Below are 13,261 nucleotides of genomic sequence, written 5' to 3'. Positions count from 1 at the left end.
GTCCTCCCGATTGGTCGGCGGCGCGGGATCAGTTCTGGAGATAGGATTCCAGCGAATCGTCCAGCGCGTCCTTCCATGGCGTATGATGCTTGGGCGCCATCGAGCCGGTAATCACCGATTTATAACTGTGGTCGCGGAAGGTCATGATGTTCTCGGCCTTGTGATGCTTCCATTCATAGAATGCCTCACAGGCGCCATCGACGTCAAAGCTGGGATAATCCGTCTCGGCGATCAGTTCCTTGACGTAATCGCCCTGATACTCGATCGCGTCATGGGCGTCCTTGCCGGCATCCTCGCGCGCGACCCGGTCGGCCACATCGGCCAGCATGACGTCGCGGTCTTTCGGCACCTCGATCCGGCCGAGGATCACGTCGCGGACGAACCAGGCCTGTGCATCGAACATGTTGAAGGTGAACCACTGGTCCTGCATGCCCAGATAGAACAGCTTTGGATTGTCGATCCAGACCACGCCCTTCCACAGGTCCGCCGTCGCCAGCCGGTTCGCCGTCTTAAGTCGCAGATCGTCGGGCAGGAAGGGGAAGTGATGCTTGTAGCCGGTGCACAGGATGATCGCATCGATGTCCTTGGTGGTGCCGTCCTTGAAATGCGCCGTCTTGCCGTCAAGATGGGTCAGCAACGGGACTTCCTGCCAATTGTCGGGCCAGTCATAGCCCATCGGCGCGGTGCGGTGTGAAACGGTCACCGAATTGCAGCCGTATTTCCAGCATTGGGAACCGATATCCTCGGCCGAGTAGCTGGTGCCGACGATCAGGATGTCCTTGCCGATGAACTCGCGCGCGTCGCGGAAATCATGGGCGTGAACGACGCGGCCGTTGAACCGCTCGAACCCCTTGAAATAGGGCACGTTCGGGGTCGAGAAATGGCCGGTCGCGACGACGACCCAGTCGAATTCCTCTTTATACACGCTGTCCTTTTCCAGATCGTGGACGGTCAGGGTGAATTTTTCCGTATCCGGGTCGTATTCGACGTTCCGCACCGGAGAGCTGAACCGGATCCAGTCGCGCACCCCGGCCTTTTTCACCCGGCCTTCGATGTAATCGAACAGGACGGCGCGCGGCGGATAGCTGGCGATCTGCTTGCCGAAATGCTCCTCGAAGGAATAATCCGCGAATTCAAGCCCCTCCTTGGGGCCGTTCGACCACAGATAGCGGTACATCGAGCAATGCACCGGCTCGCCATATTCATCGACCCCGGTGCGCCAGGTATAGTTCCACAGGCCGCCCCAGTTCGATTGCTTCTCGAAGCAGACGATCTCGGGGATCTCGGCCCCTTTCTGCTTCGCGGATTGAAAGGCGCGAAGCTGGGCCAGGCCCGACGGGCCCGCGCCGATTACTGCAACTTTCTTGGACATGGCGGCTCCTGCTGGTCAGTTTCTTATCGGCGATGATGCAGGCAACTGTCCCTCAACGTCAATAAAGTTTCGTGACAGGAAATCAGCCCATGCGTTCCGAGACATAGCCGCCGGGGCTGGCGGGAAAGACTACGGTCTTGTTCCCGTTCAGGAATACCCGGCGATGGATATGGGCGTGAATGGCCCGCGCCAGAACCGCGCTTTCCACATCGCGGCCAAGGCTGACATAATCGCCCGGGCTTTGGGCGTGGGTCACGCGCACGATATCCTGTTCGATGATCGGGCCCTCGTCCAGATCGGCGGTGACGTAATGCGAGGTCGCCCCGATCAGTTTCACCCCGCGCTCATGCGCCTGCTTATAGGGGTTGGCGCCCTTGAAGCTGGGCAGGAACGAATGGTGGATGTTGATGATCCGCCCCGACATGGCCTTGCACATCTGGTCCGAAAGAACCTGCATGTAACGGGCCAGAACGATCAGCTCGGCCCCGGTTTCCTCGACGATCTCCATCTGCCGGGTCTCGGCCTGGGGTTTGTTCGCCTTGGTGACGGGGATGTGGTAGAAGGGGATGTCGTGGTTCACGACCACCTTCTGATAATCCATGTGGTTCGAAATCACGCCGACGATGTCGATCGGCAGCGCCCCGATCCGCCAGCGATACAGCAGATCGTTCAGGCAATGCCCGAACCGCGAGACCATGATGATGGTCTTCATCTTTTCGTCCTCGGCGTGGAAATTCCACTCCATGCCGAATTTCTCGGCCACCGGCGCGAAATCCTTGCGCAACTGTTCCAGCCCGGCGCCGGTCTCGCTTGAAAAGCTGATCCGCATGAAGAAATTGCCGGTTTCGAAATCGTCGAACTGCGAGCTGTCGGTGATGTTGCAGCCATGCTCGGCCAGAAAATTCGAGATCGCGGCGACAAGCCCCCGGGTCGACGCGCAGGTCACGGTAAGGAAATAGCGGTCCCGCAGGTCGTGCGAATCCACCCCTCCGTTCGCGGCGGGTGCGGTGCTCGGGGCGGGTTGCGGGGCTTTGGTCATGGTTCCGACGCTCCTCGTATTCGGTCAGGTTCAGGCCAGTGTTCAGACGGACGTTGCCGGATCGGCCAGGCCGTTGATACGGCAGCAGGCGGTCAGCGTATTGGCAAGCAGGCAGGCGATGGTCATCGGCCCGACCCCGCCGGGCACCGGCGTGATCGCCCCGGCATGGCCGACCGCGCCGGCGAAATCGACATCGCCCACCAGCCGGGATTTGCCGTCACGCTCGACCCGGTTGATGCCGACGTCGATCACCGTGGCGCCGGGTTTGATCCAGTCGCCCTTGATCATCTCGGGCCGGCCGACGGCGGCGACGACGATGTCGGCGTTGCGGCAGACGGCCGCCAGATCGCGGGTGCGCGAATGGGCGATGGTGACGGTGGCGTTCGCCCCAAGCAGAAGCTGCGCCATCGGCTTGCCCACGATGTTCGAGCGGCCGACCACCACCGCGTTCAGACCGGACAGGTCGCCCAAGCGGTCGTTCAGCATCATCAGACAGCCCAGCGGCGTGCAAGGCACCATGGCCGATTGCCCGGTGCCCAGACGGCCGACGTTCAGAATGGTGAAGCCGTCGACGTCCTTGGCCGGGTCGATGGCGTTGATCACCAGATCGCTGTCCAGATGATCGGGCAGGGGCAGTTGCACCAGAATGCCGTGGACCGCCGGATCGGCGTTCAGCCTCGCGATCAGCGCCAACAGATCTTCGGCCTTGGTATCCGCCGGCAGCTTGTGCTCGAACGAGTTCATGCCGGCCTCGCGGGTCTGGATGCCCTTGTTGCGCACATAGACGGCCGAGGCGGGATCCTCGCCCACCAGCACCACCGCAAGACCGGGCGTCAGGTCGTGTTCGGCCTTCAGCCGCGCCACTTCGGCCCCGATCCGGCCGCGAAGCCGGGCCGCAAAGGCCTTGCCGTCGATGATGTTTGCCTGCTTGTCCGCGTCCATCCGTTCAACCTTCTCTGGTGGCGACCGTCTTGGCGGCCAGCGTAAGCGCGTGATGCAACGACCCCGCCGAGGAACGGGGGCCCAGCACCGTAAAGCGCCGATCCGCCTGATGACAGATCACAAGGCAGCCCAGATGCTCGATGATCGTGCGGGTACCGCTATGACCGTCCATCCGGGCGATGTCCAGATTGCAGAGCCGCTCGAACAGCGCGGTGGCCGGCTTCGGTCGGCGGGTGTCGTCCGATCGGTCCGTCACGTCGATCCTGAAACAGACCCATGCGTCGGTCTGGTCGGTCACGGATGCGGTCTTGCCCAGTTCCGCCGCAAGGGTTCCGGCAAGATCGGGGGCATCGGCCAGGGGCGCGATGATCATCCATTGGCCGGGGCCGGTCCACAATGCGCCGCGCCCGTCGGCCTCGGTATATTGTCCGGGTTCAGGGCGCGGGATGGCCTCCGGCGTCGCGCCCAGACGCGCCGCGACCGATGCCAGCGCCACGCCGGGATCCTCGGTGATGGTGATCGCGCCGATGCGATCGACGCGCGCGGTCTCGGCCCCGAAAGCGGTCACCGGTTTCAGCAGGGTGGTTTGATCAGCCACGGACGCGCCCTCCCTCGGGGTCGATGAAATGCGGGCTGACGATGCGGGCGCGCACCTCGGAGCCCTGAAGCGGGTTCACCGCCCGGATGACCTCGCCCATGCGCGCGTCTCCGCGTTCGACAAAGGCGAGCGCGATATAGCTGTCAAGATGCGGCGACCGGCAGGCCGAGGTCACCCACCCCTGATCGTTTTCGGTGTTCACCGCCATGCCCTCGGCCACGATATGGGACCCCGCGGGCACCGGCAGTTTCGGGTCAATCGGCATCAGCCCGACCATGCGGCGATGGTCCTGAACCATCCCCTCGCGCCGGGTCATCAGATTGCCGATGTTGTCCTTGACGTTCGAGACCATGCGCCCAAGCCCCAGCATCAGCGCCGTCGTCTGGCCATTCAGCTCATTCCCCGCGGCGTGGCCCTTTTCGATGCGCAGAATGCCAAGCGCCTCGGTCCCGTAGGGGGTGACGCCCAGATCCGCGCCGCGATCCATCAAAAGCTGCATCAGCGCGTGGCCATAGCGGGCGGGCACGGCGATTTCATAGGCCAGCTCGCCCGAGAAGCTGATCCTGAACAACCGCGCCGGCGTGCCGCCCACCGAAACGGTGCCGCAGGCCATGAACGGGAACGCGGCATCCGAAATGTCGTGTTCGGGATCGATGACGCGGGTCAGCAACTCGCGCGCATTCGGCCCGGCGACGGCGATCTGCGCCCATGCCTCGGTGGTCGAGATCAGTTGCACATCCAGATCGGGCCACAGGCATTGCCGGCAGAATTCCATGTGGCGAAACACCGGCACGGCATTGGCGGTGGTGGTGGTGACGATGAAATGATCCTCGGCCATGCGGGCGGCGGTGCCGTCGTCCCATGCGTGGCCATCCTCGCGCAGCATCAGGCCGTAACGGATCATCCCGACCTTCAGGTTCGACATCCGGTTGGCATAGATGCGGTCAAGAAACAGCCCGGCGTCGGCGCCCTGCACGTCGATCTTGCCGAGCGTCGTCACATCGCACAGACCGACGGCCGAGCGCACGGCCCGGGCCTCGCGTTCGGCGCTTTCCTGCCACGTGGTTTCGCCCGGCAGCGGATACCATTGCGCCCGCATCCAGTTGCCGACCTCGGTAAAGACGGCGTTGCGGGCGGCGGCCCAGTGATGCGTGGGGGTCAGCCGGCGGGGCTTGAAATCCGGCCCGACCGAGCCGCCGGCAAGTGCCGCGATCGCCACCGGGGTGAAGGGCGGGCGATAGATCGTGGTCCCGGTCTGCGAAATCGTCTGCCCGGTCAGCCCGGCCATCACCGCAAGCCCGGTCACGTTCGAGGTCTTGCCCTGATCGGTGGCCATGCCAAGCGTGGTGTAACGTTTCAGATGCTCGACCGAGCGGAAGTTTTCCTTATGCGCCAGCGCCACATCCTTGGTGGTGACGTCGTTCTGCAGATCGACCCAGGCACGCTTGCCGCTGCCGGGCACATGCCACAGCGGCGTCAGGCGGGGGGCCTGATCATCGCCCTGCGGCAGGCTGGGCAGATCGGCGTCGATGCCGATGCTGGACAGCGCGGCCTGCGCAACGCCTGCGCCGCTGCGCAATGCCTCGGCCGTGGTCATCCGACCCGCCGCCGCCCCCGCAACGCCAAGCTCGGGCTGGCCGGCCAGATCGGGGACAAAGGCCGAAAGCTGTTCGTCCCATGTCGGCCGGCCCCGCTTGTGGCAGGTCAGGGCAAGGTTCGGGTTCCAGCCGCCCGAGACGCCAAGCGCCTCGCAGGCGATGTTTTCGGACCCGCCGTCCTCGGTTTCGACCGCGACGGATTTCAGACCAAGTCGGCCGCTGGTGTCGACCACCTTGCCCCGGATCACCGGGTAGCCGTCGCCGGCGGGTGCATCGGCGCGGGGGTCGATGACGGCGGCGACCTCGACCCCCGCCGCCAACAAATCGCGGGCGGTGCGATGGGCGTCGTCGTTATTGGCAAAGATCGCGACCCGCATCGCCGGCGCGGCCGCGAACCGGTTGACAAAGGCCCGCATCGCGCCCGCCAGCATGATGCCCGGCCGGTCGTTGTTCGGAAACGCGATCGGGCGTTCCAGCGCGCCGGCACAAACCAGCGCGCGCCTGGCATAGATGCGCCACAGCGTTTGCCGGGGCTGGCCGTCGGCAGGCACGGCGCGGTGGTCCGAGACCCGCTCCAGCGCGCCGAAAATGCCGTGATCGAAGGTGCCGAACACCGTCGTGCGGGTCATGATGCGCACGTTCGGCATCGCGGCCAGTTCGGCGGTCACCTGCGCCGCCCAATCGGCACCGGCGACATCGCCCAGCATCTCGGTCTCGGCGTTCAGCCGCCCGCCGGTCAGGAAATCCTCATCCGCGAGGATGACCCGCGCGCCCGCACGCCCGGCGGTCAGCGCCGCCGCCAGACCGGCGGGGCCGGCGCCCGCGATCAGCAGATCGCAATGCAAGAACCCCTTGTCATAGCGGTCCGGGTCGGGCTGCATCGACAGCCGGCCCAGACCGGCGGCGCGGCGGATGATCGGTTCATAGACGCGTTCCCAGAACGCTTTCGGCCACATGAAGGTCTTGTAGTAAAACCCCGCGCCCAGAAACCGCGAACCCAGATCGTTGATCGCCAGCGCGTCGAAGCCAAGGCTGGGCCAGCGGTTCTGGCTTTTGGCTTCAAGCCCGTCATAAAGCTCGACGACCGGGGCGCGGGTGTTGGGTTCGCGCCGGGCGCCGCTGCGCAGTTCGACCAGCGCGTTCGGTTCCTCGGAACCCGAGGTCAGCACGCCGCGCGGGCGATGGTATTTGAAGCTGCGTCCCATCAGCCGGACCCCGTTCGCGATCAGCGCCGAGGCCAGCGTGTCGCCGGGATGGCCGTGATAGGTCTTGCCGTCAAAGCTGAATTTCAGCGTCCGGCCGCGGTCAATCTTGCCGCCGCCGGCCAGCCGGTTCGGTTGCGCCGTCCCGCCGCTCATGACGTCACCCCGGTTTTTGTGGCCCCGGTTTTCGCCGTCTTGGCTGCCGGGGCGGGGGGCAGTTCCGGGCCGCGGCCGCGACCCGCCGCGCGGGCCACGTCGACGGCAAGCTCGGCGCCCAGAATTTCATGGGTGCGGGTGTCGCGGGTGACCACCAGCCACGACCGGTCGCCCTGTTCGTGATACCAAAGTTCGCGATGCGGCCCGGCCGGGTTGTCGCGCAGGTAAAGCCAGTCATGCATCTGGTCCAGCGCCTCGGGCTCTTTCGCGACCGGAAAGGTGAACTCGGGCCGTTCGATCAGCGCGGCATCGCCCAGATAGACGAATTCCTGCGCGTCGCGAAGGCCCAGAAGGGGGTGGGGGATAAGCATCTGAGGCCTCAGTGCAGGTTCGGTTGCGCGCCCTGGCCCTTTTCGTCGATGGCATAGCCACGGCGGAAACGGTCCAGACGATAGGCGCGGGCGGTCGGGTGCGGGGCGTCGCGGGCGATCAGATGGGCAAAGCTGTAGCCCGAGGCGGGCGTCGCCTTGAACCCGCCATAGCACCAGCCGGCGTTCAGATAGAGCCCCTCGACGGGCGTGCGGTCGATGATCGGGCTGCCGTCCATCGACATGTCCATGATCCCGCCCCATGCGCGCAACAGCCGCGCCCGCCCGATCATCGGCATAAGCGCCATGCCGCCCTCGGCCACATCCTCGATCACCGGCAGGTTGCCGCGCTGCGCGTAGGAATTATAGCCGTCGATGTCGCCGCCAAAGACCAGACCGCCCTTGTCGGACTGGCTGACATAGAAATGGCCCGCACCGAAGGTGATGACCCCGGGCAGGGTTTCCTTCAGCCCCTCCGAGACAAAGGCCTGCAGGACGTGGCTTTCGATCGGCAGGCGCATCCCCGCCATCGCCATCAGCAGGCCCGACGATCCGGCGACGGCCACGCCGACCTTTTTCGCGCCGATATAGCCGCGCTTGGTCTCGACCCCCAGAATCCGGCCGTTCTCGATCCGCATGCCGGTGACTTCGCAATTCTGGATCAGATCGACGCCGCGCATGTCGGCCCCGCGCGCATAGCCCCATGCGACCGCGTCATGGCGCGCGGTTCCGCCCGAGCGCTGCAACAACCCGCCCTTGATCGGAAAACGGGCATCGTCGAAATTCAGGAACGGACACATGGCGCGGACCTGCGCGCTGTCCAGAAGCTCGGCATCGTCGCCCGACAGGTGGATTGCGTTGCCCCGGCGCCGGAACGCGTCGCGCTGGCCATCGGTGTGGCACAGGTTCAGCACGCCGCGCTGGCTGACCATGGCGTTATAGTTGAAGTCCTGCTCCATCCCTTCCCACAGTTTCATCGAGAAGCTGTAGAACGGCTGGTTTCCGGGCAGCAGATAGTTCGAGCGGATGATGGTCGTGTTGCGCCCGACATTGCCGCCGCCCAGCCAGCCGCGTTCCAGAACCGCGATGCGGGCCTGACCGAACACGCTGGCAAGGTAATAGGCCGTTGCCAGCCCGTGACCGCCGCCGCCGATGATGATGATGTCATATTCGGATTTGGGCGCCGGGTCGCGCCAAACCGGTTTCCAGCCGGTATTGCCGCGCAGCCCCTCCCAAAAAACCTTGAAACCGGAATAGCGCAAATCAGCCTCGCCCATGGTCGACATTGGTCATGATTGACATGGGCGGGGCAATGGGATTGTTCTTGGACGGACATTCAATCATCCATTTGCGACATTGCCCAGCCAGCCCCGCCCGCCCGAACAGCCCAACGCCAAGCGAATCGGATTTGTCCTGCTGCCGGACCATGCGCTGATGTCCACCGCCTCGGCGATCGAGCCTTTGCGGGCCGCGAACCTGCTGGCCGGACGCACGCTTTACGCTTTGCGCATGCTGTCGGTCGCCGGCGGCGTCGTGCGGTCGTCCGCCGGAAGCCAGTTCGAGACCGAAGCCGTGTCCGAGGCCGGCGATCATTTCGATCTGGTGCTGGTGGTTGCGGGCGGCAATCCGATCGCGGTCAACGAACCGGCGCTGACCGGCTGGCTGCGCCGGCTGGCCGCGCGCGGGGTGCGGCTGGGCGGGATCTCGGGCGGGGCGGCGGTTCTGGCCCGCGCCGGGCTGATGGCGGGGCGGCGCTTTACCGTGCATTGGGATCATTTCGACGCGCTGAAGGACCTTTCCGACGATTTCATCATGGAGCGGCGGATCTTCGTCATCGACCGCGACCGGGTCAGTTGCGCCGGCGGCGTGGCGGCGTTGGACATGATGCATGCGCTGATCACGGCCGATCACGGCGCGGATTTCGCCCGGCAGGTCAGCGACTGGTTCATCCACACCCGTATCCGCGAACCGGACGATCCGCAGCGCGCCGGTCTGGCCGAGCAATGGGGCACGAACCATGCCGCGCTTCTGACCGCGATCGAGATGATGCAGTCCCATATCGCCGATCCGCTGGATGCCGAACAGCTTGCCGCACTTGCCGGTATCGGCGCGCGCCAGTTGCAGCGGCTGTTCAGCCAGCAACAGGGGCGGCGGATGATGGATTTCTATCGCCGGCTGCGGCTTGAAAAGGCCGATGACCTGTTGCGGCAGACCCAGCTTTCGGTCGGTCAGATCGCGCAGGCGACGGGTTTCGTCACCCCGGCCCATTTCGCCCGCGCCTTCCGGGCCGAATACGGCGCCGCGCCGCGCGACCGTCGTCTGGGCCATCTGCGCAAAGAAGTGGCGGCCGAGCGGGGCGCGACGTGAAGGGGGCGACGTAAAGGGGGCGAAGCGAAGGGTGGGCGCGACGGGAAGCGTGGACGCGACGTGGGGGCCTAGCGCCGTCGGGGCGCGCCGGGGCGGCCCTTCGGTCCCGGCCCGGCTTTGCCGCCCTGTTTCGCCGCCCCGCGCGCGGCCTCGGCCGCGGCCAGCAATTCCTCGGCGATCTCGGTCGCCTCATCGGGGTCGAAATCCAGCGGCAGATCTATGCCATCGCCCTCGATATAGATGCGGACCATGCCCAGCGTCGTGGGGCCGATCTGAAGGTTGGCCGAGACGTTGCTTTCGCTGTTGATGCTCATTCCGGTGACCGCTCCTGCCGCATGACGCGCCGCATCCGTCACAGTTAACGCCTGCCGCCCAATCCGGCAAGCCTGCCCATGCGCCGTGCGGGAACCGTCTTGCATCCCGAGCGCCAAGGGGCTAAATGGCCGCTCAGTGCCGCCTTAGCTCAGTTGGTTAGAGCGCTGGATTGTGGATCCAGAGGTCCCCCGTTCAAGCCGGGGAGGCGGTACCATTCCCCTCAGAACGCCTGCCCCAGAACACCTGTCCCAGAACGCCCGCACGCGGGGGCGCGTCGTGCCCCCGTATCGTGGCAATCGCGCCGGGCAGGGTGCCGGGATGCGTCAAATCAGCCGATCGGCGGCTTGACCGGATCCGACAATCAAGGGACCGCTTGACGCTGATACCGGACTGGGCTTAGCGGGATTTGGAATTTGTTATAAGGAACCCTGTATGGCCCGCGTTCAGCTTTATTACCCCTACAACATGTTCGATCTCGGCTTTTTCTACGGCGATATCACGAAATACAACGCCTCCGAGATCTGGGTGGAAGAAGGGGGGGCCAAGTCGATCTATTCCGGCAGCTTCACCTATCCCGACGATTGGGTCGCCGGAACGATGACCGGTTACAAGTTCCTGATTTCTGATAATCTTCAGTTTCAGGTGACCGGGGCGAACGCGGATGCCGGTCGGGTCGCCGATCTGATCGTGGACGGCGACATGGCCGCGCTGATGGAGCTGGTCCTGCGTGGCAATGATGTACTCGAGGGCTCGTCGGGTAACGATGGGCTGATGGGGTTTGCGGGCAACGATACGTTGCTGGGCCATAACGGCTCCGACGTCCTGTCGGGCGGCGCTGGCAACGATCAGATTTTCGGCGGCAATGGCGATGACGGTATTCTGGCCGAGGCCGGCAACGACGTTTATAACGGCGGCGCCGGTGTTGACCTTTTGGCGTTCGGCAACAAAGCGGCGCGGGTGAATCTGGCCTATCTGGGCGGCCAGCAGACCGGATACGGCATCGACAGAATCGCGAATATCGAAGACGTTCTGGGCGGCTCGGGCGACGACGTTTTCAGGGGGAACGGGGCCGCCAACCATCTGCGGGGCGCCGGCGGCATTGACCGGCTGTTCGGACTGGCGGGGAATGACACGCTGGATGGCGGCGCCGGCACGGGGTATCTGTTCGGCGGTGACGGCAATGACCGGGTGATCGGCGGCTGGGGCTCGGACCGGCTTTATGGCGATGCGGGCAACGACACGCTGCAGGGCGACGGTGGCAATGACGTGCTGGTCGGCGGCGCCGGGGCCGATGTCATGGACGGCGGCACCGGCATCGACATGGTCAGCTTTCACGGCGAAAGCGCGGTATCGGTTGATCTTTCCGCCGGCGTCGCATGGGTCGGTGGCGTCCGCGACACGCTGAGCAGCATTGAAAAGGTGCAGGGCACCGACGGCAATGACCGCATGATCGCCGGCGCCGGCATCACGCTCTTGATCGGTGGCCGCGGTGACGATGTGCTTCTTCGGGGCTACAACACCCGCATGGTCGGCGGCGAGGGCAACGACCGGCTTGAGGGCAGCGGCGGTGACGAGCGGCTGGAAGGCGGCGCCGGCAATGACACGCTGTTGGGGGGCATGCGCAACGACATCCTGTTCGGCGGCGACGGCCATGACACGCTGCGGGGCGACACCGGCAATGACCGTCTGCTGGGCGGCGGCGGCAACGACTTTCTGGAAGGCGGGCAAAGCAACGACCTGCTGGCGGGGGGCGCGGGCGCCGACCGGTTCGCCTTTGGCCGCCTTGACGGGTTTGACCGCATCTCGGATTTCGAGGACGGCGTCGATCGCATCGAGTTCAGCAGCGGCGCCGAAAGCTTTGCCGATCTGACCATCCGTCAGGTCGGGTCCGAAACCCGCATCGCCTACGGCGCCGATCAGGTCACGCTCATCAACTTTGACGCGAACGATCTGAGCGCGGCCGATTTCATCTTTACCTGACGGCGTTCCCGGGCCGTGTTCTCGGGCCGCGCCGTCCCGAACGACCCCGTATCAGCCCGCGCCACCTGCCGCGGGCTGATTTTTATTGCACGATTTGAATGGAACAAAGCCTATCCGCCGTTCGTTAAAAGGCATCAGACGATCAGCCTTTGCAAGGAGCATTCAAATGGCTAGCAACTACTCCGCCTCCGATCTGAAAAAGGACGCCAAGGATGCGGCCCGCGAAGTCAAGGACACCGCCCAGGACGTGGCGCGCGATGTCAAGGACGGCATCCGCAACGTGACCGAAGGCTCGACCGTGGACCGGATCAAGGAAAAGGGCCATGATCTGGTGGATGCGGCCGCCCAGAAGGTCGATGATCTGCGCGAGAAGGGTTCCGATTACGTCAGCGCCGCGCGCGACCGTGGCGCCGATCTGGCGGATTCCGCCAAGCAGGAAGCCCGCCGCCTGTACCGCGCGGCCGAGGATCGTGCGGTCGAGGTCAAGGATCACGCCGGTGAATATTACGACGAGGTCACCGACATGGTGCGCCGTCAGCCGGCCGCCGCACTGGGCATCGCCGTTGGCGTCGGCTTTCTGTTCGGTCTGATTCTGGCGCGTCGCTGACCTGATGTTCGATTACGCGAGAAACATGAAACTCGCGCTGGCCGATACGGCCCGGCGGACCGGCATCAAAGCCGCCGCCGGGGTCGTCGCGGCCATTGGTGCCGGGTTTCTGATCGCGGCGCTGTGGACGTTTCTGGCGCGCCGCGAATATCTGGATTGGGGTCCGCTCTGGGCCTCGGTCGCGGTCGGCGGCGTGTTTGTCGTCGTGGCGCTGATCGTCATGAGCATGGCGGGCAGGGTGCGTCATCAGCCCCCCTCGGTCGACGATCTGCGCGACGAGATGCAGACCCGCGTCAACCTTGCGATGAGCCGCGCGGCCGATCAGGCCGAGGCGAAGGTCTATGAGTTCGCCAATCTGGCCGAAAACAAGGTCAAGGGTCTGGTCGACAGCGTCGGCTTCAAGGCCAATGACCTGGCCAACCGGGCCGAGCGCAAGGTCGAAAGCCTGACGCGCGACGCCGGCGAAACCGTGGTGCGCGCTACCGGCATGTCCCCTGAAACCGTCAACATGCTTGGCAGTTTCGGCAAGCGTGCGGCGGTGTTGCCGCCCCTGATCGGCGCATTCATGATCGGCATGAAAGTTGCCGAGCGTGTTCAGGACTGGCGATACGCGAACCAGTCCGACGATGATGACTATGACGACGATTATGATGGCGACTATGACGACGATGATGTCGCCGAATACGCCGAATATGACGAGTATGATTTGCGCTGACC

General features: G+C 64.9%; 11 protein-coding genes, 1 tRNA gene and 1 pseudogene. 5 read left to right on the top strand and 8 right to left on the bottom strand.

The genetic code is table 11. The features are described 5' to 3' along the window. Nucleotides 1-28: 28 nt before the first annotated feature. From ACFSCT_RS07375 to ACFSCT_RS07345, 7 genes and pseudogenes are all read right to left on the bottom strand, one after another. The gene (locus ACFSCT_RS07375; RefSeq protein ID WP_379141476.1) at nt 29-1,372 is read right to left on the bottom strand and encodes an NAD(P)-binding domain-containing protein; all 1,344 of its coding nucleotides are present in this window, start codon (nt 1,370-1,372) and stop codon (nt 29-31) included. 82 nt (nt 1,373-1,454) lie between these two features. Continuing rightward, entirely contained in the window at nt 1,455-2,411 is a 957-nt protein-coding gene (gene purU, locus ACFSCT_RS07370; protein WP_379141474.1) for a formyltetrahydrofolate deformylase, read from the bottom strand. A 42-nt stretch (nt 2,412-2,453) separates the two neighbouring features. Then, nucleotides 2,454-3,353, bottom strand: a complete 900-nt coding sequence (gene folD / locus ACFSCT_RS07365) for a bifunctional methylenetetrahydrofolate dehydrogenase/methenyltetrahydrofolate cyclohydrolase FolD (RefSeq protein ID WP_379141472.1) — start codon at nt 3,351-3,353, stop codon at nt 2,454-2,456. A gap of 4 nt (nt 3,354-3,357) precedes the next feature. Further along, complete coding sequence (locus tag ACFSCT_RS07360) at nt 3,358-3,951, bottom strand: sarcosine oxidase subunit gamma (protein WP_379141470.1); 594 nt, start codon at nt 3,949-3,951, stop codon at nt 3,358-3,360. After that, nucleotides 3,944-6,907, bottom strand: coding sequence for a sarcosine oxidase subunit alpha family protein (locus tag ACFSCT_RS07355; protein ID WP_379141468.1), 2,964 nt, complete (start codon nt 6,905-6,907; stop codon nt 3,944-3,946). Before ACFSCT_RS07355 ends, ACFSCT_RS07360 begins: the two co-directional genes overlap by 8 nt. A gap of 71 nt (nt 6,908-6,978) precedes the next feature. Beyond that, nucleotides 6,979-7,278, bottom strand: a pseudogene (locus tag ACFSCT_RS07350) (sarcosine oxidase subunit delta); the annotation flags it as partial. An 8-nt stretch (nt 7,279-7,286) separates the two neighbouring features. After that, entirely contained in the window at nt 7,287-8,537 is a 1,251-nt protein-coding gene (locus ACFSCT_RS07345) for a sarcosine oxidase subunit beta family protein (protein ID WP_379141722.1), read from the bottom strand. Between the two features lie 172 nt (nt 8,538-8,709). On the opposite strand from ACFSCT_RS07345, the gene ACFSCT_RS07340 reads away from it, so the two are divergent. Further along, nucleotides 8,710-9,642 (top strand): GlxA family transcriptional regulator, encoded by a 933-nt coding sequence (locus tag ACFSCT_RS07340; RefSeq protein WP_379141466.1) that lies wholly within the window; start codon nt 8,710-8,712, stop codon nt 9,640-9,642. A 68-nt stretch (nt 9,643-9,710) separates the two neighbouring features. Here ACFSCT_RS07340 and ACFSCT_RS07335 read toward each other — a convergent pair whose 3' ends face one another. Beyond that, nucleotides 9,711-9,956, bottom strand: a complete 246-nt coding sequence (locus ACFSCT_RS07335; protein WP_379141464.1) for a DUF6324 family protein — start codon at nt 9,954-9,956, stop codon at nt 9,711-9,713. Between the two features lie 138 nt (nt 9,957-10,094). On the opposite strand from ACFSCT_RS07335, the gene ACFSCT_RS07330 reads away from it, so the two are divergent. The 4 genes from ACFSCT_RS07330 (at nt 10,095) to ACFSCT_RS07315 (ending at nt 13,259) form a co-directional block, all read left to right on the top strand. Beyond that, nucleotides 10,095-10,171: transfer RNA gene (locus ACFSCT_RS07330), tRNA-His, on the top strand. 218 nt (nt 10,172-10,389) lie between these two features. Further along, on the top strand, nt 10,390-11,937 hold the full coding sequence (locus tag ACFSCT_RS07325) for a calcium-binding protein (RefSeq protein WP_379141462.1): 1,548 nt from the start codon (nt 10,390-10,392) through the stop codon (nt 11,935-11,937). A 166-nt stretch (nt 11,938-12,103) separates the two neighbouring features. Further along, nucleotides 12,104-12,544, top strand: coding sequence for an ElaB/YgaM/YqjD family protein (locus tag ACFSCT_RS07320; RefSeq protein WP_379141461.1), 441 nt, complete (start codon nt 12,104-12,106; stop codon nt 12,542-12,544). A gap of 25 nt (nt 12,545-12,569) precedes the next feature. Continuing rightward, nucleotides 12,570-13,259 carry a phage holin family protein gene (locus tag ACFSCT_RS07315; protein WP_379141459.1) on the top strand — a complete coding sequence of 230 codons (690 nt, stop codon included), beginning with the start codon at nt 12,570-12,572 and terminating at the stop codon, nt 13,257-13,259. The last annotated feature ends 2 nt before the right edge of the window (nt 13,260-13,261 follow it).

It is taken from the genome of Paracoccus pacificus, assembly GCF_042680785.1.
GTDB lineage: Bacteria > Pseudomonadota > Alphaproteobacteria > Rhodobacterales > Rhodobacteraceae > Paracoccus > Paracoccus pacificus.
This window is presented reverse-complemented; position numbering and strand designations above follow the sequence as displayed.

Coding starts and splice junctions, on each gene's coding strand:
- ACFSCT_RS07375 (WP_379141476.1), bottom strand. CDS start 1,372: ATGTCCAAGAAAGTTGCAGTAATCGGCGCGGGCCCGTCGGGCCTGGCC.
- purU (WP_379141474.1), bottom strand. CDS start 2,411: ATGACCAAAGCCCCGCAACCCGCCCCGAGCACCGCACCCGCCGCGAAC.
- folD (WP_379141472.1), bottom strand. CDS start 3,353: ATGGACGCGGACAAGCAGGCAAACATCATCGACGGCAAGGCCTTTGCG.
- ACFSCT_RS07355 (WP_379141468.1), bottom strand. CDS start 6,907: ATGAGCGGCGGGACGGCGCAACCGAACCGGCTGGCCGGCGGCGGCAAG.
- ACFSCT_RS07340 (WP_379141466.1), top strand. CDS start 8,710: ATGTCCACCGCCTCGGCGATCGAGCCTTTGCGGGCCGCGAACCTGCTG.
- ACFSCT_RS07335 (WP_379141464.1), bottom strand. CDS start 9,956: ATGAGCATCAACAGCGAAAGCAACGTCTCGGCCAACCTTCAGATCGGC.
- ACFSCT_RS07325 (WP_379141462.1), top strand. CDS start 10,390: ATGGCCCGCGTTCAGCTTTATTACCCCTACAACATGTTCGATCTCGGC.
- ACFSCT_RS07320 (WP_379141461.1), top strand. CDS start 12,104: ATGGCTAGCAACTACTCCGCCTCCGATCTGAAAAAGGACGCCAAGGAT.
- ACFSCT_RS07315 (WP_379141459.1), top strand. CDS start 12,570: ATGAAACTCGCGCTGGCCGATACGGCCCGGCGGACCGGCATCAAAGCC.